The following is a 26,675-nucleotide window of genomic DNA, read 5'->3' as shown; positions in this document are numbered from 1 at the left end:
AGGACTCATGGGGCAAGCAAGTTCCCTCAGGCCTCCCGCACAGCCACCCGCACCGGCGCCGCGACTTCCGCCTGCGCCGATGCCGACCTCCGGTGGTTGATCATCGACACTGCGCCCGCCGCGATCACCGCGGGTATCGCCATCGCCATGAAATTCTGCTGCAGCGGCAGCGACATTCCCACCAGCACCCCGATCACGATCGGCGCGAGGATGGCGCCGCTGCGGCCCACGCCTGAAGCCCAGCCGATGCCGGTGCCGCGCACCGCGATCGGATAGAACTGGCCCGCATAGGCGTAGGTGACGATCTGCGTGCCGATGGTGGACGCGCCTGCCAGGCCCACCACGACGAACAGCGCGGCGGTCGGCATCGGATAGCCCAGCAGCGTGATCGACACCGCCGCCAGCGCATACATGCCGACCAGCACGTGCTTGATCGGCAACCGGTCGGCCAGCCATCCGCCGCCGATGGCGCCCAGCATTGCGCCGAAGTTCAGCACCAGCACGAAGGTCAGCGCCGAGCCCAGGCTGTAGCCCGCGCCCGCCATCAGTTTGGCCAGCCACGAACTGAGCGCATACACCATGAACAGGCACATGAAGAACGCGACCCAGAACATCGCCGTGCTGACGCCGCGGCCGTCCTGGAACAGGCGCCGGATCGGCGCGCTGCCGGCCTTGTCGTCGGCGGCCAGCGCAAACACGTCGCCGGCCTGCGCGCGATGCGAAGGCACCAGGCGCGATACCACCGATTGCAGCGCATCGGTCTGGCCGGTGCGGATCAGGTAGGGCATCGACTCCGGCAGCGCGCGCAGCACCAGCGGAATCAGCACCACCGGCACGCCGGCGGCCAGGAACACCGACTGCCAGCCGTAGCTTTCGATCAGCCCCTTGCCCAGCAGCGCGGCCAGCATGCCGCCGACCGAGTAGCCGCTGAACATCAGCGTCACCAGCGTGCCGCGCAGCTTGCGCGGCGAGTACTCGGTCATCTGCGCCACCACGATGGGCATCACGCCGCCGATGCCCAGCCCCGCGAGGAAACGCGTGACGCTGAAGCTGACGGGGTCGCTGGTCAGGCCCGCCGCCGCGGTGAACACGCTGAACAGCGCGATGCAGATGGCGATGGCGCGCCGGCGCCCGATGCGGTCGGCCACGGTGCCGAGAAAGATCGCGCCGAACATCATGCCGAACAGCGCCGAGCTGACCATGAAGCCGGCGCTGGTGGCGGTCACGCCCATCTCCTTCATGATCGACGGCAGCGCGATGCCGGCCACGGCGAGGTCGTAGCCGTCGAAGATGATGATCAGCGCGCACCAGAACAGGATGAGCGCGTGGAAGCGGTTGAAGCGGGCCGTGTCGGCCAGCTGGTGGACATCGATCTGACGCATGGTTTGTCTCCGGTATGGTGGTATGACGGGGCGGGCGGCGTTGCCGCTCACGCCACCGCGACGGCGCGCTCTGCGGCGGCCTGCAGTTCCCGTTCACGCAGCATGAAGCGCTGGATCTTGCCGGTGGCGGTCTTGGGCAGCGCGTCGACGAAGGCGATCGCGCGCGGGTATTTGTAGGCGGCCAGGCGTTCCTTGACGAAGGCCTTCAGTTCGTTTTCGCCCAGCTGCGCCCCCGCCTTCAGCACCACGAAGGCCTTGGTCTTGACCAGCCCGTCGTGGTCGGGCACGCCGATCACCGCGGCTTCCAGCACCGCGGGGTGCTGCACCAGCGTGGCCTCGACTTCAAACGGCGAGACATAGATGCCGCTGACCTTGAGCATGTCGTCGCTGCGGCCGGCGTAGCTGTAGGTGCCGTCAGGGTTGCGCACGTACTTGTCGCCGCTCTTGGTCCAGCCGCCGCGGAAGGTCTCGCGCGACTTCTCGCGGTTGGCCCAGTACATCATCGCCGCGCTGGGGCCCTGGATATACAGGTCGCCGATCTCGCCGTCGGGCACCGGGCGCCCGTCTTCGTCGCGCAGCTCGATGGTGTAGCCCGGCACCGGCCAGCCGGTGGTGCCGTAGCGCACCTGGCCGGGACGGTTGGACAGGAAGATATGCAGCATCTCGGTGGAGCCGATGCCGTCGATGATCTCGCAGCCGAAATGCGCGGTGAAGCGCTGGCCGATATCGGCGGGCAGCGCTTCGCCGGCCGACGAGCACAGCCGCAGCGCGACGTCGGCGCGCTGCGGCAGCGCCGGCGAGGCGAGCAGGCCGGCGTATCCGGTCGGGGCGCCGAAGAACACCGTTGGCCGGTGCTGCAGCCAGCGGCGGAAGGTGGCCTCGGGCGTGGGGCGCTCGGCCATCAGCACCACCGTCGCGCCCACGCTGAGCGGAAAGCTCAGGCCGTTGCCAAGACCGTAGGCGAAATACAGCTTGGCCGCGGAGAAGCATACGTCCTGCTCGCGCAGCCCGAGCACCGGGCCGGCATAGAGCGCCGCGGTCCAGTACGGGTTGCCGTGGCTGTGCACCACGCCCTTGGGCTGGCCGGTCGAGCCCGACGAGTAGAGCCAGAAGCCGGGATCGTCGCAACCGGTGGCGGCAGGCGCCTGCAGCGGCGGCTGCGCGGCCAGCGCCGCGTCAAGCGCAGCCATGCCATCGGGCAGCGGCGCCTGCGCACGCGACACCAGCACCTGCCGCACCTCATGCCCGGGCCGCGCCAGCGCGTCCTGCAGCACCGGCAGCAGCGCCGCCGACACCAGCACCGCCTGCGCGCGGCTGTGCTGCAGCATGTAGGCGTAGTCGTCGGCGGTCAGCAGGGTATTGACGGCAACCGGGACGATGCCGGCATACATCGCACCGAGGAAGCACACCGGCCAGTCGGTGCAGTCGTGCATCAGCAGCAGCACGCGCTCTTCGCGGCGGATGCCGGCGCCGAGCAGCGCCGCGGCCAGGCGCCGCACGCGCTGGTCGAGTTCGCCATAGGCGAGCTGGCCGTCGTCGTCGAGATAAGCCACCTTGCCGGGGCGTGCTGCGTTGCAGGCGAGCAGGTGCGCGGCAAAGTTGAAGGTCGGGCCGGGTGGCCGGACCGGGGGCGCTGCGGGCGTGGCGTTCATGGGTTGTCTCCCCGTTGCTGGTGTACGGTGTGCCGCGCCGCCATGCGAATGTGGCGGCGCGGGAAAGCGATGGACCGGATCGCTCAGGCGAAGCTGCCGAGCACCGCGGTGCTGGCCTGGATGGCGCTGCGGCGGTGATAGAAGTGCAGCGCGCGCAGGCCGCCCAGCTCTTCGCCGCCGCCGGCGCGGCCGGGGCCGCCGTGCAGCGATTGCGGCATGACGTTGCCGTGGCCGGTATGCAGCTGCGCCACGTCCGGCGAAACCACATGCACGCGGCCATGGCTGCCTGCCAGCTCCAGCGCCGCGGCGCCAAGCGCCGCCGCGTCGCTACCATAGAGCGAAGCCACCAGCGACCCCTGGCCGCGGCGCACCAGTTCGAGGGCGTGGGCGGTATCCCGATAAGGCAGCAGCGTCGCGACCGGGCCGAAGACTTCGGTGTCGTGCACCGGCGCGGCCGAGTCGGCATCGGCTGCGCCCAGCAGCGTCGGGCCGATGCAGCAGGCCACCGCCGGATCGGCATCGACCAGCGGCCGGCGCGTACCGTCATGCAGCACCTGCGTGTGACGGCGCAGTTCGGCAAGTCCTGCCTGCACGGCGTCGAACTGCGCGCGGCTGACCAGTGCGCCCATGCGCACTGTGTCGTTGCGCGGGTTGCCCACGGTCACTTTCGACAGCCGCGCACCGATCGCCTCGGCGGCCTGGGCGTACAAGGCCTCGGGCACGAATACGCGCCGGATCGCGGTACATTTCTGCCCGGACTTGACCGTCATCTCGCGCACGACTTCCTTCACCAGCAGGTCGAAGGCGGCGGTATCGGGGCCATGCTGCGGCAGCAGCACCGCGGAGTTGATGCTGTCCGCTTCGATGTTCACGCGCACCGAGCGCTGCGCGATGGCGGCATGCGAGCGGATCACCGCCGCCGTAGCGGCCGAGCCGGTGAACGACACCACGTCAAAGGGTTGCAACGGGTCGAGCAGCCCGGCCGGGCTGCCGCAGACCACCGACAACGCGCCCGCCGGCAGCACGCCGGCCTCGACCACGTCGCGCACCATGCGCTGGGTCAGCCAGGCGGTGGCGGTAGCGGGTTTGACGATCACCGGCACACCCGCCAGCAGCGCCGGCGCTGCCTTTTCCCAAAGTCCCCAGCCCGGGAAGTTGAAGGCATTGATGAACAGCGCCACGCCGCGCGTGGGCACCAGCACGTGCTGCGACTGGAACAGCGGGTCCTTGCCCAGCCGGGCCGCTTCGCCGTCAGGCAGGTAGTGCCGGTCGCCCAGCGCATCGCCCAGCTTTGCATAAGTGCCCAGCGTGAAGATGCCGCCGTCGATGTCGACCGCGGAATCGTTGCGCACGGTGCCGCTGTTGGCGGTGGCGATGTCGTAGTAGGCGTCGCGATTGGCCTGCAGCACCTTGACGATGTCAGCCAGCAACGCGGCACGCTGGCGATAGGTCAGCGCGCGCAGGGCAGCGCCGCCCTGTTCGCGGGCAAAGGCGAAGCCGGCAGCGAGGTCCAGCCCGGTGGCGTCCACGCGCGCCAGTTCATCGCCCAGCACCGGATCGAACAAGGGCGTGCCGGCACCGCTGCCGGCCTGCCACTTGCCGCCGAGGTAGTTGGATAGCAATTCAGTCATGGGGGACCTCGGCGCTTGAAGTCGATGCGGCCTTGGGGCAGGGGGCAGGGCACCGGCGCGTGGCCGTTGCTGGCGGCGCGAGCTGGCCGTGGAATTCAGTGGGGGACATGTGAAGGGGGCTCCGTCTGATTCGCCAGCGATCCCGCTGGCGCCATGCATTATTGTGCATGGATGAAAAATAGAGCCGCGGCGAAACCGTGTCAAGCACTATATTGCATGGATTCGCGCCGCCGTCTCCAGATCTGCATCGCAGTTACGGCCACCAGTGGCTTGGGTGCCGGGCCGTGCGCCCGCTTATCGCCGAGTGCGCGCACCGGGAGAAGTGATCGGCACCCCCTGAGTGTCTGCGCAATAGTGCTTGCGTAAATCTAAAGCTATGAACTATAGTGCGTGAACCGAGATGCCTTGTTAGTGCACTATAGTTCAGTTTCGCAAAGGAGACACCGCCGTGACCACCGCCCCCCGCGTCGACTACCAGACCGATCCCTCCCAATACAAGCACCTGAAGCTGGCATTCGACGGCGCCGTCGCCACGCTGGCGGTGGATATCGACGAGAACGCCGGCCTGCGTCCCGGCTACAAGCTCAAGCTCAACAGCTACGACCTCGGTGTCGACATCGAACTGAACGACGCGCTCAACCGCGTCCGCTTCGAGCACCCGGAAGTGCGCACCGTCGTCATCACCAGCGGCAAGGACAAGGTGTTCTGCTCCGGCGCCAACATCTTCATGCTCGGCGTCAGCAGCCATGCGTGGAAGGTCAATTTCTGCAAGTTCACCAACGAGACCCGCAACGGCATGGAGGACTCGTCGCAATACAGCGGCCTGAAATTCCTCGCCGCGGTCAATGGCGCCTGCGCCGGCGGCGGCTATGAACTGGCACTGGCCTGCGACGAGATCCTGCTGGTCGACGACCGCTCGTCGGCCGTAAGCCTGCCGGAAGTGCCGCTGCTGGGCGTGCTGCCGGGCACCGGCGGCCTGACCCGCGTGACCGACAAGCGCCATGTGCGCCATGATCTCGCCGACATCTTCTGCACCACCACCGAAGGCGTGCGCGGCCAGCGCGCCAAGGACTGGCGCCTGGTCGACGATATCGCCAAGCCGGCGGTGTTCGCGCAGAAGGTGCGCGAGCGCGCGCTGGCGCTGGCCGCGCAGAGCGACCGCCCGGCCGATGCGCAAGGCGTGGCGCTCGCGCCGATCGACCGCACGATCGAAGCGGATGCGCTGCGCTACACGCATGTAACGGTCGAGATCGATCGCGCCGGCCGCACCGCCACCTTTACGGTCAAGGCGCCGACGGGCACGCAGCCGCACAACATCGATGAAATCGTGGAAGCGGGCGCTGCGTGGTACCCGCTGCAACTGGCGCGCGAACTGGAAGACGCGATCCTGTCGATGCGCACCAATGAACTGGACATCGGCACCTGGCTGATCAAGACCCACGGCGACGCCGCCGCGGTGCTGGCCGCCGACGCCACGCTGCTCGCGCACCAGGATCACTGGTTCGTGCGCGAGACCATCGGCCTGCTGCGCCGCACGCTGAGCCGGCTGGACGTGTCGTCGCGCAGCCTGTTCGCGCTGATCGAACCGGATTCGTGCTTTGCCGGCACCTTCCTGGAGCTGGCGCTGGCGTGCGACCGCAGCTATCACCTGGCGCTGCCCGACGACGAGGCGCGCGCGCCGAAGATCACCGTGGCCGACGTCAACTTCGGCCTGTACCCGATGGCTACCGGCCAGAGCCGGCTGGGCCGCCGCTTCTATGACGAACAGCCCGCGCTGGACGCGGTGCGGGCCAAGGCCGGCCAGCCGCTCGATGCCGATGCCGCCCACGCACTGGGCCTGGTCACAGCCAACCCGGACGATATCGACTGGACCGACGAAGTGCGCATCGCGCTGGAAGAGCGCGTGGCGATGTCGCCCGATGCGTTGACCGGCATGGAAGCCAACCTGCGCTTCAACGGCCAGGAAAACATGTTCACCCGCATCTTCGGCCGCCTGACCGCGTGGCAGAACTGGATCTTCCAGCGCCCCAACGCGGTCGGCGACAAAGGCGCGCTGAAGGTCTACGGCAAGGGCGACAAGGCCGCGTTCGACTGGAACCGGGTCTGAGTATCCACCGTCGTCCCCGCTCTCGCGGGGGCGACGAGATTAGCCATCGCACGAGATTAACGAATACTCCCCCAGGAGACCACCATGTCCGGCATCAACTACAGCGACAAGATCCCCAACAACGTCAACCTCAGCGAAGACCGCACCCTGCAGCGCGCGCTCGAGCAGTGGCAGCCCAATTACCTGAACTGGTGGAACGACATGGGCCCGGAAGGCTCGCACCAGCATGACATCTACCTGCGCACCGCGATCAGCGTCGACCCGCAGGGCTGGGCCCACTTCGGCCACGTCAAGATGCCGGACTACCGCTGGGGCATCTTCCTGAACCCCGCCGAGGCCAACCGCAAGATCCATTTCGGCGACCACAAGGGCGAGGATGCGTGGCAGGACGTGCCCGGCGAGTACCGCGCCAACCTGCGCCGCATCATCGTGACGCAGGGCGATACCGAGCCAGCGTCGGTCGAGCAGCAGCGCCACCTGGGCCTGACCGCACCCAGCATGTACGACCTGCGCAACCTGTTCCAGGTGAACGTGGAAGAGGGCCGCCACCTGTGGGCCATGGTCTACCTGCTGCACAAGTACTTCGGCCGCGACGGGCGCGAAGAGGGCGAGGCGCTGCTGGAACGCCGCAGCGGCCAGCAGGACAACCCGCGCATCCTGCAGGCGTTCAACGAACAGACGCCCGACTGGCTGTCGTTCTTCATGTTCACCTACTTCACCGACCGCGACGGCAAGTTCCAGCTGTGCGCGCTGGCCGAAAGCGCGTTCGACCCGCTGGCGCGTACGACCAAGTTCATGCTGACGGAGGAAGCGCACCATATGTTCGTCGGCGAATCCGGCGTGTCGCGCGTGATCCAGCGCACCTGCCAGGTGATGAACGAACTGAAGACCGACGATCCGGCCAGACTGCGCGCCGCCGGCGTGATCGACCTGCCGACGCTGCAGCGCTACCTGAATTTCCACTACAGCGTAACCATCGACCTGTTCGGCGCGGATGAATCAAGCAACGCCGCCACCTTCTACAGCACCGGCCTGAAGGGCCGCTACGAGGAAGGCAAGCGCATGGACGACCACGTGCTCAAGGGCCAGACCTACCGCGTGCTGCAGACGCAGAACGGCCAGCTGACTGAGAAGGAAGTGCCGATGCTCAACGCGCTGAACGAAGTGCTGCGCGACGACTACATCAAGGACAGCATGGCCGGCATCGAGCGCTGGAACAAGGTCATCGACAAGGCCGGCATCCCGTTCCGGCTGAAGGTGCCGCACAAGGCGTTCCACCGTAATATCGGCGCGCTGGCCGGCGTGAAAGTGTCGCCCGACGGCCGCGTGATCTCCGACGCCGAATGGCGCGACTTCCGCGACCAGTGGCTGCCCAGCGACGGCGACCGCGCCTTCGTCGCCAGCCTGATGGGCCGCGTGGTCGAACCCGGCAAGTTCGCCAACTGGATCGCGCCGCCGGTGATGGGTATCAACCGGCAGCCGGTGGATTTCGAGTATGTGCGGTTTAACTGAGGCGCTGGGCGTTACCCCGCTGCGGGTTTGCTCCCCTCTCCCGCGTTGCGGGAGAGGGGCCGGGGGTGAGGGCAGGGAGCTTCCACGAAGCGCCGGTGCTTAAACCACCCCTCACCCTGCCCTCTCCCCTGAGGGGAGAGGGGAACACCGCGGGCACGGACTATATGCCGTGGAAGCCCTCTGATTTTTTGGAGACCGCCATGGACATGGCAGAAATTCAAGTCATCAAGCAGCACCTGATCGATCCCGAGATCTGCATCCGCTGCAATACCTGCGAAGCCACCTGCCCGGTCGGTGCGATCACGCACGACTCGCGCAACTACGTGGTCGACGCCGACCAGTGCAACCTGTGCATGGCCTGCATTGCGCCGTGCCCGACCGGCTCGATCGACAACTGGCGCGCCATGCCGAAGCTGCGCGCCTACAGCATCGCAGAGCAGCTCACCTGGGACGCGCTGCCGGAAGAACTGACGCCCGCGCAACTGGCCGACCTGGCGCCCGGCGCCGGGATGCAGACCGCCGCGCCGGAGATGCCCGCCACGTCGCCGGTGGCCGGCGCCGATGACGACGCCTTCCACAGCGCCCGCTACGGCGCCACGGTGCCGCCGTGGTCCGCCGCGCATGCCTACACCAACCTGTATGGCGCGAAGTCCGCGCACAAGACCATCACCGCGACCGTGACCGGCAATGTGCGCGTGACCGAAGTCGGCCGCGAGTACGACACCCACCACATCGTGCTGGACTTCGGCGCGACGCCGTTCCCGGTGCTCGAAGGCCAGTCGATCGGCATCGTGCCGCCGGGCACCGATGCCGGCGGCCGCCCGCACCACGCCCGCCAGTATTCGGTCGCGAGCCCGCGCAACGGCGAGCGCCCCGGCTACAACAACCTGTCGCTGACGATCAAGCGCGTGCTGCAGGACCACGACGGCAACCCGGTGCGCGGCGTCGCCTCCAACTACATGTGCGACCTGAAGGTCGGCGACCGGGTGGAAGTGATCGGCCCGTTTGGCGCCAGCTTCCTGATGCCGAATCATCCGCGCTCGAACATCGTGATGATCTGCACCGGCACGGGCAGCGCACCGATGCGCGCCATGACCGAATGGCGCCGGCGGCTGCGCCAGGCGGGCAAGTTCGACGGCGGCAAGCTGATGCTGTTCTTCGGCGCGCGCACGCGCGAGGAGCTGCCGTATTTCGGCCCGCTGCAGAACCTGCCCAGGGACTTCATCGACATCAACCTGGCGTTCTCGCGCACGCCGGGACAGCCCAGGCGCTACGTGCAGGACCTGATGCGCGAGCGCGCGGCTGACCTGGCGGCGTTGCTGTCTTCACCGGATACGTACTTCTATGTCTGCGGGCTCAAGAGCATGGAAGAGGGCGTGGTGCTGGCGCTGCGCGACGTGGCGCAGCAGGCGGGGCTGAACTGGGAGGCGCTGGCCGAGGGGATGAAGCGGGAGGGGAGGTTGCATCTGGAGACGTATTGAACGTGCTGCGTCCCGCAGCGCCCTGCCGGTTTGCTCCCCTCTCCCGCTTGCGGGAGAGTAGCCCGCACGCTTGCCATGCCGACTTGCTCCCGGTCACCGACACGTCGTCCCCGCGTAGGCGGGGACCCAGTGTCTTTGAAGCGCAAGCGCTTCTCAAAGTCGCTGGGTTCCCGCTTTCGCGGGAATGACGGTGGTCTTTGATTCTTTGGTGGCACTAAAAAATCAATGGCTTAGCGAAGGTTCCTGGGTAGGGAGTACACAATCGCATGCGCAATGTCCCCGATGCTGTGCCTCACTCCGTATCCACCTGCGCCCTGTGGCGCGCCGCCATCTTCTCCTGCTGCGCCGGCGGCACGTTGTCGTAGTGGCTGAACTGGATGGTGTAGCTGCCATGCCCGCCGGTGATGCTGTTCAGCCGTGACTGGTAGTCGTTGAGCTCCGACAGCGGAACCTGCCCGGCGACGATCACCGCGTTGCCGGCCGCGGTGCGCGTGCCATGGACCTGGCCGCGCTTGGTCGACAGGTCGCCGATGATGTCGCCCATGGCGCTGCCTGGCACCGTGACCTCGATATCGACGATCGGCTCCAGCACGCTCGGCCGGGCCTTGAGCACCGCGTCGATAAAGGCCTTGCGCCCCGCGGTCGCGAACGCGACTTCCTTGGAGTCGACCGGGTGGCTCTTGCCGTCGTACACGGTCACGCGCACGTCCTGCATCGGAAAGCCCGCCAGCGGTCCGCTGTCCAGCGCCTGGCGGATGCCTTTCTCGACCGCGGGAATGAATTGCCCTGGAATCGCGCCGCCCTTGACCGCATCGACAAAATCGAAGCCCGCGCCGCGCGCCAGCGGCTCGACGCGCAGCATCACCTCGCCGAACTGCCCCGCGCCGCCGGTCTGCTTCTTGTGGCGGTGATGGCCCTCCGCCTTCGCGCCGATGGTTTCGCGGTAGGCGATCTTGGGCGGGCGGGTCGCCACTTCCAGCTTGTACTGCTCGGTCAGCCGCTCCAGCGCGCAGCGCAGGTGGAAATCGCCCAGGCCGAACACCACGGTCTCGTTGGTGCCGGCCGGATGCTCGACACGCAGGCAGGGGTCTTCCGCGCTGAGCTTGTGCAGCACCTCGGCCAGGCGCTGCTCGTTGCCGCGCCGCGCCGGTTCGATCGCCAGCCCGTAGATGGGCGTGGGGAATTCCAGCGGGGTCAGGTGGATGTCGCCGTCCTCGGTGGCGTCGTGCAGCACCGCGTCGAAGCCCAGTTCATCGACCTTGGCCACCGCGCAGATATCGCCCGGGCCGGCTCGCGGCACTTCCTGGGTTTCCTTGCCCTGCAGCCGCAGCAGGTGCGCCACCTTGAACGGCTGGCGCCCTTCGCCGATATAGAGCTGGCTGTCGCGCGTGATGGTGCCCTGGTGGATGCGGAATATCGCCAGCTTGCCGACATAGGGGTCGATCACCACTTTGAACACATGCGCAAGCACATGCTTGTCGGGCACCGGCTCGGCGCGCACCGCCCGGCGTTGCTCCGTGCCCTCGGCGTCCGCGCCGGTGGCGCGGTAGAACAGCGGCGGGTTGCCTTCGGTGGGATTGGGCAGCAGCCGCACGAACACGTCCAGCAGGGCTTCGATGCCGACGCCGGTGGCCGCCGAGGTAAAGCAGATCGGCACCAGGTGGCCTTCGCGCAGCGCGCGCTCGAACGGGGCGTGCAGTTGCTCGGGGGTGATGGCCTCGCCTTGCTCCAGGTACAGCTCCATCAGCTCCGGGTCGATCTCGATCACCTGGTCGATCAGCGCATCATGCGCGGACGCCACCGATAAAAAATCCGACTCGCCGGCCGGATTGAAGAAGCAGTCGACCACCTTGCCGCCGTGGTCGGCCGGCAGGTTGATGGGCAGGCATTCCTTGCCGAAGGCCTCCTGGATCTCCGCCAGCAATGCGGGCAGGTCGACCTTGTCGCCGTCGATGCCGTTGATGATGATCATCCGGCACAGCTGGCGCGCCTGCGCCCACGCCATGGCGCGGCGCGTGGTCATCTCGATGCCGGTCTGCGCATTGATGACGATGGCCGCGGTCTCCACCGCGGCCAGTGCGCTGATGGCGTGCCCGGAAAAATCCGGGTAGCCGGGGGTGTCGATCAGGTAGATGCGGGTGTCGCGGTAGTGCAGGTGGGCAACCGCGGCGCTGAGCGAGCGCTTGTACTTGCGCTCGAGCGGATCGTTGTCGCACACGGTGGACCCGCGCTCGATGCTGCCGGGCGTGTGCACCGCACCGCCCTTATGCAACAGTGCCTCGGCGAGCGAGGTCTTGCCGCTTCCTGCGTGCCCGAGCAGGGCGACAGTGCGGATGGCATCGGGACTCTCGTGCATGGTGGCTCTCGGTTCGTCCGGCAATGACTCTCAGGGCATTATTGGCGAAATTCGGCGGAAGCGACATAGACGCGTGCCCGCCACGGTGCCATGCCAGACTCGACGGCAGCGACAAGTGGTGCAGCGGGCGCTCGGCCCCGGCCATCGCCAGTGCCGGGACGGCGCTTGGCCCGGCCGCCGCGGCGCTGATGCGCTGCAGCACGGCTGGCGCGACGCAGGTTTCGCGCGTTTGTAATTCAGGCGTTGTTTTGCCGTGTAATCCCGAACGTCACGCCGCTGCCGGGTGCGGGTCCTGCGCAGAACCGCCGCAGCGCGCGAACGCCACGGCACCCGGCGCGTCGGCATGAATGTTGCGGCGTATCCCGCAGCGATGAGCAGGTCGCGCGGGGTCGACCTTCCCACTCGCCACGCGGCGTCGGTCGGCGTCCGACCTCAGCAGCGCTGAATCATTTGAACAAGGAGAGCTGTCATGAATATCGTCTGGCTGGTTGGGGCCGTGGTCATCATTCTCGCGGTGCTGAGCTTCTTCGGCTTGCGCTAGGCCCACATCGCGCGGCGTGCCGGCGCGGGGCCAGCGGCCCGGCAGCCCGCAGCACGCGCAGATCCGCTGGCACCTGACGGTGCCCTTGCTGCAATGCGGCGTGGCAGCGCCACGCCGCTTCCCTGTTTTCTTCTCTCTCTACTTTCCCCGGGCAATTTCATCTGATCCGACGACGAGCTTTGGCGCCGGTCCTGGCAACAATGTCCGGCCAAGACAGCGACAAACCATCCGAGGAGACAGACATGAGCAAGCATCCGTTCGACCTGAGCGGCAAGGTGGCACTGGTGACCGGCGGCAATGGCGGCATCGGCCTGGGCATTGCCGAAGGGCTGGCCGCGGCCGGTGCCGATATCGCAATCTGGGGCACCAATGCGGACAAGAACGCCGCTGCCGCAGACCGGCTGGGCCGGCATGGGGGCAGGGTGCATACCGAGCTGTGCGACGTCGGCGACGAGCAGGCGGTCGACGCCGCGATGGCGCGCACGGTGGCGGCGCTGGGCCGCATCGACGGCTGCTTTGCCAACGCGGGCGTCGGCAGCGGCAACAAGGGACCGTTCGACCAGATGGCCACCGAGACCTGGCGCCGGACCCTGCGCGTCAACCTGGACGGGGCCTTCTTCACGCTGCGCGCGGCGGTGCGGCAGATGCTGGTGCAGGGCGAGGGCGGCGTGCTGTGCAGCACGGCCTCGGTCGCCGCGATCGAAGGCGCGCCGCGCGCCGAACACTACGCCGCCACCAAGGGCGGCGTGATCTCGATGATGCGTGGGCTTGCGGTGGAGTACGCGCGCAAGGGCATCCGCGCCCATTCGATCCTGCCGGGCTGGATCAAGACCGAGATGACCAGCGCGGCGCAGGGCAACGATGCGTTCCAGGAGATGGTGCACAAGCGCGTGCCGATGCGCCGCTGGGGCGAGGGCAGCGACTTCGCCGGCATCGCGGTCTACCTGATGAGCCCGGCCTCGGCCTACCACACCGGCGATACCTTCGTCATCGACGGCGGCTACACGCTGTTCTGACCGCTGTTCTGACGCCTGGGCCCCACCGGCCAGACCCTGCCGCCGCCGACCACATAGGCGCGCTCGTCGGCCTGCGGCCGCACCGTGGCATGGCCGGTAAAGGCGCCGAACGCGGGCAGGATGGCGCCGCGCGGCCCGAACAGGAAGCAGGGCAGGCGCAGGCTGTCGGCGCCGCTGCCGCGCAGCCGGCAGGCCGGGTGCAGGTGACCGGCGAGCACATAGCCGAGCGGTGAAGTGCCGGGCATATGGCACAGCGCGAACGGCCCCGCCACCGCCGGCTCGGACACCACGGCAATCTCGAGCGACGCGGGCGGGTCGCCCGCGCGCGCGTCGTGGTTGCCGCGCACCAGCGTGCAGCGCAAGTGCGCCGGCAATTCTTGACGCCAGTCGTACAGCGCCTGCATTACCGACGGCGTGCGCGACGCGCGCGCGTGCAGGAAGTCGCCCAGGAACACCAGTTCGTCGACCGGCAGTTGCCGCACCAGGCGGGTCAGCACTGCGAGGTTGTCGCCGGTAGTGCCGTGCGGCACCGGCTGACCCAGCGCGCGGAACGCCGCGGCCTTGCCGAAATGGACGTCGGCCACCATCAGCATGCTGGCCGCCGGCCACCACAGCGCATGTTCAGGCAGCAGCCACAGCGTTTCGCCGACGGCCGAGACGGCAAGCGCGCCGCCCTGCTGCAAGGTGCGGGCGTCGGGATTCATAGCAGCGGCAACGGCTTCGACGGCTTGCGCGGGCGCCGCGGCCGGCGCGCGGTACGGGCGGACGGGCCGGCGTGGTCGGCCATGCCGAAGCGCGCGGCTTCGGCCACGGCGTCGGCCATCACCCCGGCCGGCATGCCGGCGGCTTCGCCGGGCTCGGGCCCGGCCGCCAGTTCCAGGTCGGCCAGCATCCGGGCGATGCGATCGGCGAGCTTTTCGGTGCTGAGCTTTTCGCGCAGGAACTCCACCACCAGCGGGAACGACAGCGGCGTGGGCCGCTTCAGCGCGTGCAGGTCCAGCTTCAGTGCGGACAGCCGCTCCAGCGTCGCGGCCAGCCGGTGCGCGTCCAGCTCCTGCATCAGTACTTCGCGTTCGGCCTGGCCCAGCAGCAGGTTGCCGGGGTCATGCTTGCGGAACACCTCGTAGAACAGGCTGGACGATGCCTGCAGCTGGCGCGCGCTCTTGGGCGCACCAGGGTAGCCCTGGAAGATCAGCCCGGCGATGCGGGCAATCTCGCGAAAGCGCCGCAACGACAGCTCGCCCGCGTTCAGGCTGCCCAGCACATCGGCGGCCAGATCGCGCCGGCGTTCGTCGGCCAGCACCTGCGGCAGCCAGCGGGCCCAGTCCACCGGCGCGGACGCCAGCAGTTCCAGCCCGTAGTCATTGACCGCCACCGAGAACGTGGCCGGCACCTGTTGCCCCAGCCGCCAGGCCAGCAGGCTGCCCAGGCCAAGATGGACCGAGCGCCCGGCGAACGGGTAGAGGAACAGGTGCCAGCCCTCGCGCGAATGCAGCGATTCGGCCAGCAGGGTGTGGCGCGAGGGCAGCGCGGACCACTGCGCCTGCAGGTCGACCAGCGGCTGGATCAGCGGCAGCTCGGGCGTGTCGCGCGGATCGAGCCGGCCCGCCGCGGCGGCGGCGAGGGTGTCGATCACCGCCTCGGCCAGCTCGGTCGACATCGGCATCTTGCCGCCGTTCCAGCGCGGCACCACCGGGCGCCTGCCGGTGGCGCGGCGCACGAAGGCGGTCATCTCCTGCACCCGCACCAGCTCCAGCAGCCGGCCGCCGAACAGGAAGCAGTCGCCGGGCGCCAGCCGCGCGATAAAGCCTTCTTCCACCGAGCCCAGCGAGGCGCCGCCGGTGCCCGCGCGGCTCCAGTAGCGCACCTGCATGGTGGCATCGCTGACGATGGTGCCCACGCTCATGCGATGGCGCCGCGCCAGTCCCGCGTCCGGCACGCGCCAGACGCCTTCCTCGTCGGGCACCGCACGGCGGAAATCCGGGTACGCCGACAGCGTGGCGCCGCCCTGGCGCACGAAATCCAGGCACCACTGCCATTCGTCGCCGGTCAGCCCGCGGTAGGCCCAGGCGGAGCGCACCTCGGCCAGCAGCGCTTCCGGCCGGAAGCCGCCGCCCAGCGCCACCGTGACCAGGTGCTGCACCAGCACGTCGAGGGGTTTGTCGGGCGACTCGCGCGCCTCGATCCGCCCGGCCCGCACCGCGTGCCGCGCCGCCACGGCCTCGACCAGTTCCAGGCTGTGCGTCGGCACCACCGTCACGCGCGAGGCGCGGCCCGGCGCATGGCCCGAGCGCCCGGCGCGCTGCAGCAGCCGCGCCACGCCCTTGGGCGAGCCCACCTGCAGCACACGCTCCACCGGCAGGAAGTCGACGCCAAGGTCCAGGCTGGAGGTGCAGACCACCGCGCGCAGCGCGCCGTTCTTCAGGTTCAGCTCGACCCATTCGCGCACCGCGCGGTCGAGCGAGCCGTGGTGCAGCGCGATCTCGCCGGCCCACTCAGGCCGCGCGTCGAGCAGCGCCTGGTACCACAGCTCGGCCTGCGAGCGCGTGTTGAGGAACACCAGCGTGGTGCCGCCGTGCGCCAGCTCTTCGACCACATGCGGCAGCATCGACAGCCCCAGGTGGCCGGCAAACGGGAAGCGGCTGGCGTTGTCGGGCAGCAGGGTGTCGATCACCAGCTGCTTCGGGGTATGGCCGTGCACCAGCACGCGCCGCTCGCCGGGAATGCCGCTCAGCAGCACGTCGGCGGCGTGCGGCAGGTTGCCTAGCGTGGCGGACAGCCCCCACACCATCAGCGCGGGCTGCCATTGCCGCAGCCGCGCCAGCGCCAGCTGCACCTGCACGCCGCGCTTGTTGCCGAGCAGCTCGTGCCATTCGTCGACCACCACCATGCGCACGCGCCGCAGGGTATCGTGCGCGTCGGCACGCGTCAGCATCAGCGTCAGGCTTTCGGGGGTGGTCACCAGTGCGGTGGGGAAGCGCCGCTGCTGCGCCGCGCGCTCGGCGCTGCCGGTGTCGCCGGTGCGCAGCGCGACGGTCCAGTCGAGATCGAGCTCGGCCAGCGGCGCCTGCAGCGCGCGCGTGGTGTCGGCCGCCAGCGCGCGCATCGGCGTCAGCCACAGCACGGTCAGCGGCGGCGCGGGCTTGTCGTGCGACGGGGCCGCGCGCGGCGTGGCAAACGCCATCAGCGCACCGAGCCACGCCGCGTAGGTCTTGCCGGTGCCGGTGGTGGCATGCAGCAGCCCGCTCTGGCCGCGCGCGACCGCGGTCCAGACTTCGCGCTGGAAGGCGAAGGGTTGCCAGCCGCGCGCGTCGAACAGCGCCTGCATGCCCTGGGCAACGGTCAGCGGCTGCGTGGCGGGCGGGGCCGGATCGATCGCAGCCGTCGCCGTCTGGCGTGCGGCGCGGGGCGGATTCATGCCGCATCCTCGCGCGGCGCGCCGGCCGCCGGCAGCATGGCTTCGAGCGTGGCCAGCGTGTCGGCCTCTTCGATCGGCTTGTCGGTGCGCCAGCGCAGCATGCGCGGAAAGCGCACCGCGATGCCGCTCTTGTGGCGGCCGCTGCGGGCAATGCCTTCGAAGCCCAGCTCGAATACCTGGGTCGGTTCCACGCTGCGCACCGGGCCGAACTTCTCCACCGTGGTGCGGCGGATGATGGCGTCGACGGCGCGCATCTCGGCATCGGTCAGTCCGGAATAGGCCTTGGCGAACGGCACCAGCGCGCGGCCAGGCGTGCCCGGCGGGCCGTTCCAGACCGCGAAGGTGAAATCGGTATAGAGGCTGGCGCGGCGGCCGTGGCCGCGCTGCGCGTAGACCAGCACGGCATCGACCGAGTACGGGTCGATCTTCCACTTCCACCAGACCCCGACATCCTTGGTGCGGCCCGCGCCATAGGCCGCGCCGGCGGCCTTCAGCATGAAGCCCTCCACCCCCAGCTCGCGCGAGGCGTCGCGCAGGCGGGCATAGTGTTCCCAGTTGTCGGCCCCGACCAGCGGGCTCAGTTCCAGCGCGGGGTGGACGTATTCCGCCACCACCTGCTCCAGTTGAGTACGGCGCCCGGCTTGCGGGCGGGTACGCCAGTCCTCGCCCTGCCATTCGAGCAGGTCGTACGCCATCAGGATCGCCGGGGCATCACGCAGCAGCCTGGCGCCCAGCGTCTTGCGGCCGATGCGCTGCTGCAGCAGCGCGAACGGCTGCACGCGGCCCTGCTGCCAGATCACGATCTCGCCGTCGAGCACGGTGCCGTCCGGCAGTTGCGCGGCGGCTTCGACGATTTCGGGGAAGCGCTCGGTGATCAGTTCCTCGCCGCGCGACCACAGCCAGGTCTGGCCGCCGCGCCGCACCAGCTGGGCGCGGATGCCATCCCACTTCCACTCGACCAGCCACGCGCCGGGCGCGCCCAGCACGGTGTCGAACTGCTCGACCGGCGCCTGCAGCGGGTGCGCCAGGAAGAACGGATACGGCTGGCCGCCGGCGCGCAGCGCGTGGTCGCCTTCGTCCTCGGGCGCCAGCAGGGCCAGGAAGCGCGCCGCGTCGGGCCGCGCAGAGAGATCGGTGTAGCCGACCATGCGCTCGGCCACGCGCTTGGGGTCGATGCCGGCCACCTCGCCCAGCGCGCGTGTCACCAGCAGCCGCGACACGCCCACGCGGAAGGCGCCGGTGATCAGCTTGAACAGCACCAGCCGGCCGTGCGCGTCGAGCGGCCGCCACAACGCGTCGAGCCGCGGCATCAGCGCCTCCGGCGCCAGCCCGCGCAGCGGCAGCAGCCGTTGCTCGACCCATTCGGCCAGGCCGGCATGGTCGGCATCGCGCGGGTCCGGCAGCAGCAGCGCGATGGTTTCGGCGAGATCCCCGACCGCCTGGTAGCTCTCTTCGAACAGCCAGTCGGGCAGGTCGGCGGCCTGGCGCGCCAGGTCGCGCAACTGCGACACCGGCACGATCTGGCGCGGCTTGCCGCCGGCAAGGAAATACACGGCCCAGGCGGCATCCTCGGGCGGCGCGGCGCGCAGGTAGTCGACCAGCGCGGCCAGCCTGGCCTTGGTGGACGTGGTGCCGTCCAGCGCGGCGTAGAGTTCGGCAAAGGCCTTCATGGCGCGGCCTCTGCCGGGTTCGGTTCGGCGGACGCCGCGTTGTCCGGGCGCGCGGCTTCATCGTCGTCGCCGTACTCGGTATCGAAGGCCTGCGCCTGCCAGCCGCGTTCGTTCAGGTAGCGCACCATCACCGGCACGTTGCCGTGGGTCACGATGATGCGGCCGGCGCCGGTGGCGCCGATCGCCTGCAGCAGCCCCGGCCAGTCGGCATGGTCCGACAGCGCAAAGCCACGGTCCACGCCGCGCCGCCGGCGCGTGCCGCGCAGCTGCATCCAGCCGCTGGCGAAGGCGTCCGAGGCATCGCCGAATCGCCGCAGCCACGGCGAGCGCTGCGCCGACGGCGGCGCCACCACCAGCGCCTGGCGCAGCAGCGGGCTGCGCGCGGGCAGCTCGGACACCAGCGCCGTCGTCGGCAGTGCGACGCCCGCCCCGGCATAGGCGGCGTTGAGTTGCGTCAGCGCGCCATGCACGATCACCGGGCCCGGCATGCCGTCGGCGCCGGCATGGCGCAGCACGCCGTGCAGGATGCGCTGCGCCTTGCCGAAGGTATAGGCGTAGACCACGCTGGCGCGCCCGGCGCGGGCATTGGCCTGCCACCAGTCGAAGATCTCCGCCATCAGCGCGGCCTGCGGCGGCCAGCGGTAGATCGGCAGGCCGAAGGTGCTTTCGGTGATGAAGGTGTCGCACGGCACCGGCTCGAACGGGTCGCAGGTGCCGTCGGCTTCCAGCTTGTAGTCGCCGGAGGCCACCCAGACCTGGCCGCCGTGCTCGAGCCGCACCTGCGCGGAGCCCAGCACGTGCCCGGCCGGATGCAGGCTCAGCGTGACGCCGTGGTGGGTGATGCGCTCGCCGTAGCGCAGCGTATCGAGCCGGATGCCCGGCAGCCGCGCCAGCAGCACCCCGCGGCCGGGCGCGGCGCACAGGTAGTGCGCGTGGCCGAAGCGGGCGTGGTCGGAATGGGCATGGGTGATGACGGCGCGCTCGACCGGGCGCCAGGGATCGATGTAGAAATCGCCGGGCGGGCAATAGAGGCCTTCCGGCCGCGCGACGATGAGGTCGCCGGGGCGTGTGGCCGGGTGCGCAAGTTCGGGCGGTAGCTGCCGGGTCGAGTCCAAGCGTGCCTCCTGATGCACTGCGGCCGGCGCGCGGCCGCGATGCTCCCGCGGAGGGAGACCAGGGCATCATACTGCGCGGGATTGCGGGGCGTGGAGGCGGTGGGCGCTGGTTCGGGTGTCGGTGGGGGTCTGACAATATGCAGGGCGCAGAGGCTGTGCTTGGGCACGACGGTTTGTTCCCTTCTCCCGCGCGCGGGAGAGTAGCCCGCACGCTGGCCATGCCGGCTTGCTCACAGTAACCGACACGTCGTCCCCGCGTAGGCGGGGACCCAGTGTCTTTGAAGCGCAAGCGCTTCTCAAAGTCGCTGGGTTCCCGCTTTCGCGGGAATGACGGTGGTCTTTGATTTTTTGGTCGCACTAACCAAATCAAAGGCTTGGCGAAGGTTCCTGGGTAGGGGAGCGATCACGCTGGGCGGTGGCAAACGCAGTCGCGCCCGGCAAGCAGCGCCGCACCTTCAGAACACGTCGTCCTTCCAGTGATACCAGTGATACAACACCCGCTGCCCCAGCCTGCGGAACGGCGCGAACATCTGCGATTCCACCATCTCGCGCACGTTCGGGAACGGCAGGGGCGAGCCGAAGATCGGCAGTTCCGGCAGCGCCGACGACTTGCCCGCGATCAGCGCGGCCAGGCGCTTGCCGGCCTGGGCGGAGTACATCACGCCGTTGCCGCCGTAGCCCATGGCGTAGTAGATCGATTGCGCCGGATCCGGCTGGGTGATGCGCGGCATCATGTCGTGGCTGACGTCGACCCAGCCCCACCAGGAATAGTCGACCTGGATGCCCTGCAGCGCGGGAAACTTGCGGTGCATGTCGGCGATCAGCTTCTGCTTGTACTGGTCCTGCGGCGCGTCGTTGCCGGTGATGGCGCTGCGGCTGCCGATCTGCAGGCGGCCGTCGGGCATCAGCCGGTAGTAGTGGCGCAGGATGCGGGTGTCGGTGATGACCTGCGTGGTGCGGAAGTTGCACGCGGCCAGTTCGTCGGCGGTGAGCGGGCGCGTGACGATGGAGTTCGACAGGATCGGGAACAGCCGGTTCTTCAGCTCGCGGTGCAGCGACTGCGAGGTGTAGCCGCCGGTGGCCACGCCCACCGCGCGGGCGCGCACGATGCCGCCGGGGGTGCGCAGGTAGTGCACGCCGTTGCGCGTTTCCCAGCCGGTGACGGGGCTGGACGGATGCACCCGGGCGCCCAGTTCGCGCGCGCGGCGCAGGTAGCCGAAGGCCAGCTTGCCGGCATGGATGCCGATGCCTTCGGGCTCGTGCATGGCGCCCGCGGCTTCCTTGTCGTCGACGTATTCGCGCCGCACGGTGGCGGCGTCGAGGATGCGCGCATCGTAGTTGAACACCTCGCGCAGCAGCTTGGCTTCCTTTTCCAGCGCGGGCATCACCTTGTCGCGGTGCGCGATATACAGGTGGCCGCCGGGCTGCGGATCGCAGTCGATGTTCCGGATCAGCCCCTTGAAGGTCTCCATGCCGTCGCAGACCTCTCGATGCAGGCGCAGCGCGGTATCGAGTCCGTAGCGCTGGATCCACTGCGAGCGCTTGAGCCGTCCCGACGCGCATTGCGCCTGGCCGCCGTTGCGCGTGCTGCAGCCCCAGCTGACGCGGTTGGCCTCGAGCACGGTAGCCTTGATGCCGTATTCCTGCGCCAGGAAGATGGCGCAGGTCAGGCCGGTGAAGCCCGAGCCGATGATCGCCACGTCGACGTCGATGTCATGCGTGATCGGGCCGTCGTCGGCGGGCGGCTCGCCCGCGGTACCGATCCAGTAGGTGGGGGCGTATTCCCGGCCATGGCCGGGCGTGGGGGTGTGCAGCGGGTCGTAGGCGGGGTCGTACGGCCGGGTCGGCGCGGTCGACTGCTCGCCGGCCAGGAGGCTGCTGCGGGGGGCTACGGCTTGCATGGCGCGTCTCCTCGCTCAGGCCGCGGCCACCACGGGCGGGCGGTCCTTGCGGTAGGCGTTCTTTACCGCGATCTTGCCGCCGCGGAAGGTGAAGACGTCGACCATGCGCGCCTCGATGCGGGCGCCGTCGGCACGGGTGCCGCGGAAGGTCGATTCGCTGACGCCGCGGTCGCCCACGACGAAGTGGTCGCCATCGACCCACTGCGCATCGGGGAAGGTCTGCCAGGCCAGCTGGAAGCCTTCGCGCACCGCCTCGCGGCCGATAAAGCTGCGCCCCAGCAGGTCGGGGCCGGCCACGCCGTGGAACACGCAGTCATCGGCCATGCAGGCCATCAGCGCGTCGATGTCGTGGCGGTTCCAGGCGTCGTTGAAGGCTTGCAGCAGTTCGATGCCGGCGGCGGTATTGTCCTTGGACATGGCTTGGTCTCCGTGAGTGTTGTGGGCCGGTCCGTGGGGAACCGGCCATGACTCGAGGATAGGGAAGCCGGCCGCGGCGCTGTAGCGCCAGTTCGGGACAATCGCTTGGGCCAGCGGCGCAAGGCCCGCCGCGGCCCAGGTCAGGCGGCGGGGCGCGCTCGCGATGTGACGGCGGCGGGGGCCGCCGTGCCGCCGGCGGTGGCCTGCAGTTCACGCGCGACGCCGGCCAGCACGCGGATGCCGGGCTCGATGCGATCCAGCGAGATCGACGAGTAGCCCAGCCGGAAGCCGTTGCGCGGCGCGGGCTCGGCCATGAAGAAGACGCTGCCGGGCTCGATCAGCACGCCCTGCAGTTCCGCCAGCCGCGCCAGCGCATCGGCATCGAGCCAGCCCGGCCCCTCGATCCAGCATGACGCGCCGCCGGCGATCGGCACCGCGTGGAAGTCGGGCATATGCGTGGCCAGCGCCGCCAGCACGGCTTCGGCGCGCTCGCGGTGCGCCGCGGCCAGCCGGCGCAGGTGCGCGTCATAGTGGCCCAGCGACAGGAACAGCGAGAACGCGCGCTGGATATACGCCGACGGGTGCCGCAGCATCAGCCGCCGCGCGCCGCGCAGCTCGGCGATCAGCGCGGCGGGGCCGACGATGTAGCCGATGCGCAGCCCCGGCGCCAGGCTCTTGGACAGGCTGCCGACGTAGATCACGCGGTTGCTGCGGTCCAGGCTCTTGAGCGTGGGCGTGGGGTCGCCCTCGAAGCGGCTCTCGGCCTCGTAGTCATCCTCGATCAGCACGAAGTCCGCTTCCTCGGCCTGCCGCAGCAGCGCCTGGCGGCGTGCCAGCGGCATGGTGACGGTGGTCGGGCACTGGTGGCCGGGGGTCACGTAGACGTAGTCGCAGGCGCGCTGCGCATCGGACAGCGTCAGGCCGTCGTTGTCGACGGGCAGCGGCACCAGGTTGGCAGTGTGCGAGCCGAAGATATTGCGCGCGTCCGGATAGCCGGGGTCTTCGATGCCCACCGGCGTGTCGGGGCTGACCAGCAGGTCGGCCAGCAGGTACAGCGCCTGCTGCGCGCCCACGGTGATCACGATCTCGTCGGTGCCGGCCCAGACCCCGCGGCGCGGCAGCACGCGGGTGCGGATCTGCTGCACCAGCGACTCGTCGTCGCGCAGGATCATGTCTTGCGCCCAGTCGTGGATGTCGAGCACGCTCAGCGCCTTCAGGCAGCATTCGCGCCAGTCCGCGGTGGGGAACAGCGCCGGGTCGTACTGGCCGTAGATAAAGGGGTAGGGATAGTCGCGCCAGTTGGCGCGCTTGACGATATTGCGCTGCTGCGTCGGGCGGAACACGAAGCGCCGTTCCCAGTCGGGCTCGCCCGCGCGCGCGGGCACGGGCTCGCCGCGCAGCGAGGCGACGCCGCTGACGCGGGTGCCGAGGATCTCCGGGTTGACGAAGTAGCCGCTGCGCTCGCGTGCCACCAGGTAGCCCTCGTCGACCAGCTGCTGGTACGCCAGCACCACCGTGTTGCGCGCCACGCGCAGCTGCGCCGACAGCTCGCGGCTGCTGGGCAGCGGCTCGCCCTGCGGCAGCTGCTCGTCGAGGATGGCCGAGACCAGCATCTGCCGGATCTTGCCCTGCAGGCTCAGGCCCGAATGCACATGCTGCTGGAACAGCTGCGACCAGAGGGTGGTGGGAGACTTCAGGCTCATGGGGCAGGGGGCGTGTTGTGGATGGCGAAGCGCTGAATGGCGAAGCGCGCCAGCATACTGCACCGGCGCGCCACGTCAGTCATGGTTGGGTTGCAATGGCCCAGGCATCGTCAGGCATCGTCAGGCATGCATCAATACTCGTGCAGCTCAGGACGCGGCACCTCCGCCAGCGGCACTACCTGCCCACGCCGAAACAGTTGCCGCGCCGCGTAGGCCACCAGCAGCAGCGCCAGGCTCACCACGCCCAGCGCCAGGGGCGTGCGCTGGTCAGGGATGAAGGCCATCGCCACCACGATGCCGAGCATGCCGACGATCGCCACATAGGTCAGGTACGGATAGCACCACATGCGCACGCGCAGCTGGCCCGGCGCCTCGCGCTCCAGCCGCGAGCGCAGGCGCAGCTGCGAGATCGCGATCAGGATGTAGACGAAGATCGCCACCGTGCCGTATGAATTCACCAGGAAGGCGAACACCGTATCGGGCGAGACATAGGACATCACCACCGCGCCGTAGCCGAACAGCGTCGCCACCAGGATGGCGCGCACCGGCACGCCGTTGCGGCTGACGCGGGCCAGCGACTGCGGCGCGTCGCCGCGGCGGGTCAGCGCAAACAGCATGCGCGACGACGCGTACAGGCCCGAGTTGAGCGCCGACAGCACCGCGGTCAGCACGATCGCGTTCATGATCTGCGCGGCCGCCGGCACGCCCATCACGTTCAGCGCGCTGACGTACGGCGTGGCGATGCTGGTGGAGTTCCACGGCACCAGGCACACCACCAGCAGGATCGAACCGACATAGAACACCAGCACGCGCGTGATCACCGAGCTGGTGGCCTTGGCCACCGCCTTCTGCGGCTCGGCGGTCTCGGCGGCGGCGATGGTGACGATCTCGGCGCCAAAGTAGAAGCCGGTGGCCGCCACCGCGCCCGTCAGCACCGGCACGATGCCGTTGGGCATGAAGCCGCCGTTGGCGGTCAGGTTGGCCACCTCCATGCCGTGCGACCCGGGAGCCAGGCCCAGCACATAGACGCCCGCGACGAACAGGAACACCATGATCGCGGCCACCTTGATCGACGCAAACCAGAATTCGAACTCGCCGAATGACTTGACCGAGACCAGGTTGGTCAGCGTCAGCATCACCAGCAGCACCAGGCTGATGATCCAGTTGGGTACATCGGGCAGCCAGTAGCGCACCAGGTCCGCGCCCGCCACCGCTTCCAGCGCCACCACGATGACCCAGAAATACCAGTACATCCAGCCGGTCAGGAAGCCGGCCAGCTTGCCGACCGCGGGACGGTCGCGCCAGGCTTCGCGTGCATACTCGTAGAAGCCGCCGCCGCCGGGCATGGCGCACGCCATCTCGCCCAGCATGCGCATCACCAGCACCACCAGCAGGCCGGTGATCAGGAAGGAAATGACCGCGGCCGGGCCGGCCGACTTGATGACCACGCCGCTGCCGACGAAGAGGCCCGCACCGATCACGCCGCCGAGCGCGATCATGGTCATGTGGCGTTGCTTGAGGCCGTGGGATAGTCCGTTGGCGGACGGTGATTGTTGCATCATGTTGTGTCTCCTGTGCTGCGCTTGCTGTCGGTACTGCATCGCAGCCAGTCCAGCGTTTAAGGCAGGCGCCACGGCTTCTCTTCGGTATAGGTGGCAGGGCAGTAAATGCCAGCCTGGGCCGTGGTCGTTCAGTATTTGCAATCCCCGGAAGAGGATGGCCTATCCGTACATGTCGCTTGTCTCCGGTATTCGCTTAAAAAATGGAACCAGAAGTTCCGAAAAATTATGGTTTAACCGGAATGTAGGCCGTCCGAGCGGGAAGGTCAACCCGAAGTTTCGATAATTGATATGATTTGACTCTGAAAATGAAACTTACCTATGATGGAGCCAGGCATGAACGATATGCGCCTCGCCAAAAGTGAAGCCAGGCCGGACGGAGACACGCCGGCGCTGCGCTTGTTCGGCCTGCTCGAGGTCATCGCCGAGAAGGACCAGTCCTTCAACCTGCAGGCGCTGGTGGAAGAAACCGGACTGCCCAAGCCCACGCTGCACCGCATGCTGCAGCAGCTCGAGGCAGCGGGGCTGATCCAGCGCAACGGCGACGGGCGGCAATACGGCACCGGCCTGCGGCTGCGCCGGCTGGCGGAGAACCTGTTGCTCAACAGCACCTCGCACGGCGCGCGCCACATGGTGCTGCGCCGGCTGGTGGAAGAGGTGGGCGAGAGCTGCAACCTGACCGCGTTTTCCGGCGGCGAGGTGCTGTACCTGGATCGCGTGGAAACGGCGGCGCCGCTGCGCTTCTACCTGCATCCGGGCTCGCGCGTGCCGGCGCACTGCTCGGCCACCGGCAAGCTGTTCCTTGCGCAGCTGGCGCCGGCGCAGCGGCAGCGGCTGCTGGCCAACGTGGAGCTGGAACGCTACACGCAGAACACGCTGACCGACCACGCGCAGCTGGAGGCGGAACTGGAGCGCGTGAAGCGCGACGGCTACGCGATGGACGATGAAGAATTCCTGCCGGGGCTGGTCTGCATCGGCGTGCTGGTGCCGGCGGCCGATGGCGGCAAGTCCAACCTCGGGCTGGCGCTGCAGGCCCCGGTGATGCGCGTGGCGCGCGACAAGGCGGTGCAGCTGCTGCCCGCGCTGCAGCGCGCGGCGGCGGCGCTGTCGAAGATCGAGGCCGACAGCGCCGGCCACTGGCAGGGCGGCGCCGAGGCCACGGACGCCGCGGAAGAGGACGAATAGCGCACGGCGTCACGCGGAAATGCTCCGCT

Annotated in this window: 17 protein-coding genes; 5 read left to right on the top strand and 12 right to left on the bottom strand. The window is 69.0% G+C overall.

The genetic code is table 11. The features are described 5' to 3' along the window. Nucleotides 1-26: 26 nt before the first annotated feature. The 3 genes from CBM2594_RS22450 to CBM2594_RS22440 all read right to left on the bottom strand — a co-directional run bounded on the left by CBM2594_RS22450 (nucleotide 27) and on the right by CBM2594_RS22440 (nucleotide 4,665). Nucleotides 27-1,382, bottom strand: coding sequence for an MFS transporter (locus CBM2594_RS22450; protein WP_116358965.1), 1,356 nt, complete (start codon nucleotides 1,380-1,382; stop codon nucleotides 27-29). 47 nt (nucleotides 1,383-1,429) lie between these two features. Continuing rightward, nucleotides 1,430-3,034: a benzoate-CoA ligase family protein gene (locus CBM2594_RS22445; protein WP_116358963.1), complete on the bottom strand. Its 1,605-nt coding sequence runs from the start codon at nucleotides 3,032-3,034 to the stop codon at nucleotides 1,430-1,432. Nucleotides 3,035-3,117: 83 nt separating this feature from the next. Continuing rightward, entirely contained in the window at nucleotides 3,118-4,665 is a 1,548-nt protein-coding gene (locus CBM2594_RS22440; protein ID WP_116358961.1) for a 3,4-dehydroadipyl-CoA semialdehyde dehydrogenase, read from the bottom strand. A gap of 448 nt (nucleotides 4,666-5,113) precedes the next feature. On the opposite strand from CBM2594_RS22440, the gene boxC reads away from it, so the two are divergent. The 3 genes from boxC (at nucleotide 5,114) to boxA (ending at nucleotide 9,765) form a co-directional block, all read left to right on the top strand. Next, complete coding sequence (gene boxC, locus CBM2594_RS22435; RefSeq protein WP_116358959.1) at nucleotides 5,114-6,772, top strand: 2,3-epoxybenzoyl-CoA dihydrolase; 1,659 nt, start codon at nucleotides 5,114-5,116, stop codon at nucleotides 6,770-6,772. 84 nt (nucleotides 6,773-6,856) lie between these two features. Further along, a complete protein-coding gene (gene boxB, locus CBM2594_RS22430) occupies nucleotides 6,857-8,284 on the top strand; it encodes a benzoyl-CoA 2,3-epoxidase subunit BoxB (RefSeq protein WP_116358957.1) in 1,428 nt (475 codons plus the stop codon). 200 nt (nucleotides 8,285-8,484) lie between these two features. Next, complete coding sequence (boxA, locus tag CBM2594_RS22425; protein WP_116358956.1) at nucleotides 8,485-9,765, top strand: benzoyl-CoA 2,3-epoxidase subunit BoxA; 1,281 nt, start codon at nucleotides 8,485-8,487, stop codon at nucleotides 9,763-9,765. Between the two features lie 292 nt (nucleotides 9,766-10,057). On the opposite strand, the gene fusA is transcribed toward boxA, so the two are convergent. Continuing rightward, nucleotides 10,058-12,121, bottom strand: a complete 2,064-nt coding sequence (fusA, locus tag CBM2594_RS22420) for an elongation factor G (RefSeq protein WP_116358955.1) — start codon at nucleotides 12,119-12,121, stop codon at nucleotides 10,058-10,060. Nucleotides 12,122-12,904: 783 nt separating this feature from the next. Between fusA and CBM2594_RS22415 the strand changes: the two genes are divergently transcribed. Then, nucleotides 12,905-13,678 (top strand): SDR family NAD(P)-dependent oxidoreductase, encoded by a 774-nt coding sequence (locus tag CBM2594_RS22415; protein WP_116358954.1) that lies wholly within the window; start codon nucleotides 12,905-12,907, stop codon nucleotides 13,676-13,678. Here CBM2594_RS22415 and pdeM read toward each other — a convergent pair. From pdeM to CBM2594_RS22375, 8 genes are all read right to left on the bottom strand, one after another. Beyond that, nucleotides 13,663-14,382, bottom strand: coding sequence for a ligase-associated DNA damage response endonuclease PdeM (pdeM, locus tag CBM2594_RS22410; protein WP_116358953.1), 720 nt, complete (start codon nucleotides 14,380-14,382; stop codon nucleotides 13,663-13,665). The two genes, CBM2594_RS22415 and pdeM, sit on opposite strands and share 16 nt — an antisense overlap. Beyond that, nucleotides 14,379-17,096, bottom strand: coding sequence for a ligase-associated DNA damage response DEXH box helicase (locus CBM2594_RS22405; RefSeq protein ID WP_198048195.1), 2,718 nt, complete (start codon nucleotides 17,094-17,096; stop codon nucleotides 14,379-14,381). The genes pdeM and CBM2594_RS22405 overlap by 4 nt, the downstream gene beginning before the upstream one ends. Beyond that, nucleotides 17,093-18,766, bottom strand: a complete 1,674-nt coding sequence (locus CBM2594_RS22400; RefSeq protein ID WP_116358952.1) for an ATP-dependent DNA ligase — start codon at nucleotides 18,764-18,766, stop codon at nucleotides 17,093-17,095. Before CBM2594_RS22400 ends, CBM2594_RS22405 begins: the two co-directional genes overlap by 4 nt. Continuing rightward, nucleotides 18,763-19,881 (bottom strand): ligase-associated DNA damage response exonuclease, encoded by a 1,119-nt coding sequence (locus CBM2594_RS22395; RefSeq protein WP_116358951.1) that lies wholly within the window; start codon nucleotides 19,879-19,881, stop codon nucleotides 18,763-18,765. Before CBM2594_RS22395 ends, CBM2594_RS22400 begins: the two co-directional genes overlap by 4 nt. Nucleotides 19,882-20,336: 455 nt before the next feature. After that, nucleotides 20,337-21,782, bottom strand: a complete 1,446-nt coding sequence (locus CBM2594_RS22390; RefSeq protein WP_116358950.1) for an NAD(P)/FAD-dependent oxidoreductase — start codon at nucleotides 21,780-21,782, stop codon at nucleotides 20,337-20,339. A gap of 15 nt (nucleotides 21,783-21,797) precedes the next feature. Next, a complete protein-coding gene (locus CBM2594_RS22385) occupies nucleotides 21,798-22,199 on the bottom strand; it encodes a nuclear transport factor 2 family protein (RefSeq protein WP_116358949.1) in 402 nt (133 codons plus the stop codon). Nucleotides 22,200-22,339: 140 nt separating this feature from the next. Then, nucleotides 22,340-23,902, bottom strand: a complete 1,563-nt coding sequence (gene pdxR / locus CBM2594_RS22380; RefSeq protein WP_116358948.1) for a MocR-like pyridoxine biosynthesis transcription factor PdxR — start codon at nucleotides 23,900-23,902, stop codon at nucleotides 22,340-22,342. A gap of 131 nt (nucleotides 23,903-24,033) precedes the next feature. Then, entirely contained in the window at nucleotides 24,034-25,464 is a 1,431-nt protein-coding gene (locus CBM2594_RS22375; protein WP_198048194.1) for an amino acid permease, read from the bottom strand. Nucleotides 25,465-25,797: 333 nt separating this feature from the next. Here CBM2594_RS22375 and CBM2594_RS22370 point away from each other — a divergent pair, with 333 nt between their 5' ends. After that, entirely contained in the window at nucleotides 25,798-26,646 is an 849-nt protein-coding gene (locus tag CBM2594_RS22370) for an IclR family transcriptional regulator (RefSeq protein ID WP_116359728.1), read from the top strand. The last annotated feature ends 29 nt before the right edge of the window (nucleotides 26,647-26,675 follow it).

Source organism: Cupriavidus taiwanensis, from assembly GCF_900249755.1.
Taxonomy (GTDB): domain Bacteria; phylum Pseudomonadota; class Gammaproteobacteria; order Burkholderiales; family Burkholderiaceae; genus Cupriavidus; species Cupriavidus taiwanensis_D.
This window is presented reverse-complemented; position numbering and strand designations above follow the sequence as displayed.

Excerpts from the sequence above, each read along its gene's own strand:
- CBM2594_RS22415 (WP_116358954.1), top strand. The coding sequence starts at position 12,905 with ATGAGCAAGCATCCGTTCGACCTGAGCGGCAAGGTGGCACTGGTGACC.
- CBM2594_RS22400 (WP_116358952.1), bottom strand. The coding sequence starts at position 18,766 with ATGAAGGCCTTTGCCGAACTCTACGCCGCGCTGGACGGCACCACGTCC.
- CBM2594_RS22385 (WP_116358949.1), bottom strand. The coding sequence starts at position 22,199 with ATGTCCAAGGACAATACCGCCGCCGGCATCGAACTGCTGCAAGCCTTC.
- CBM2594_RS22390 (WP_116358950.1), bottom strand. The coding sequence starts at position 21,782 with ATGCAAGCCGTAGCCCCCCGCAGCAGCCTCCTGGCCGGCGAGCAGTCG.
- CBM2594_RS22375 (WP_198048194.1), bottom strand. The coding sequence starts at position 25,464 with ATGATGCAACAATCACCGTCCGCCAACGGACTATCCCACGGCCTCAAG.
- boxA (WP_116358956.1), top strand. The coding sequence starts at position 8,485 with ATGGACATGGCAGAAATTCAAGTCATCAAGCAGCACCTGATCGATCCC.
- CBM2594_RS22440 (WP_116358961.1), bottom strand. The coding sequence starts at position 4,665 with ATGACTGAATTGCTATCCAACTACCTCGGCGGCAAGTGGCAGGCCGGC.
- pdeM (WP_116358953.1), bottom strand. The coding sequence starts at position 14,382 with ATGAATCCCGACGCCCGCACCTTGCAGCAGGGCGGCGCGCTTGCCGTC.
- fusA (WP_116358955.1), bottom strand. The coding sequence starts at position 12,121 with ATGCACGAGAGTCCCGATGCCATCCGCACTGTCGCCCTGCTCGGGCAC.
- CBM2594_RS22405 (WP_198048195.1), bottom strand. The coding sequence starts at position 17,096 with ATGAATCCGCCCCGCGCCGCACGCCAGACGGCGACGGCTGCGATCGAT.
- CBM2594_RS22450 (WP_116358965.1), bottom strand. The coding sequence starts at position 1,382 with ATGCGTCAGATCGATGTCCACCAGCTGGCCGACACGGCCCGCTTCAAC.
- boxB (WP_116358957.1), top strand. The coding sequence starts at position 6,857 with ATGTCCGGCATCAACTACAGCGACAAGATCCCCAACAACGTCAACCTC.
- CBM2594_RS22445 (WP_116358963.1), bottom strand. The coding sequence starts at position 3,034 with ATGAACGCCACGCCCGCAGCGCCCCCGGTCCGGCCACCCGGCCCGACC.
- pdxR (WP_116358948.1), bottom strand. The coding sequence starts at position 23,902 with ATGAGCCTGAAGTCTCCCACCACCCTCTGGTCGCAGCTGTTCCAGCAG.
- CBM2594_RS22370 (WP_116359728.1), top strand. The coding sequence starts at position 25,798 with ATGAACGATATGCGCCTCGCCAAAAGTGAAGCCAGGCCGGACGGAGAC.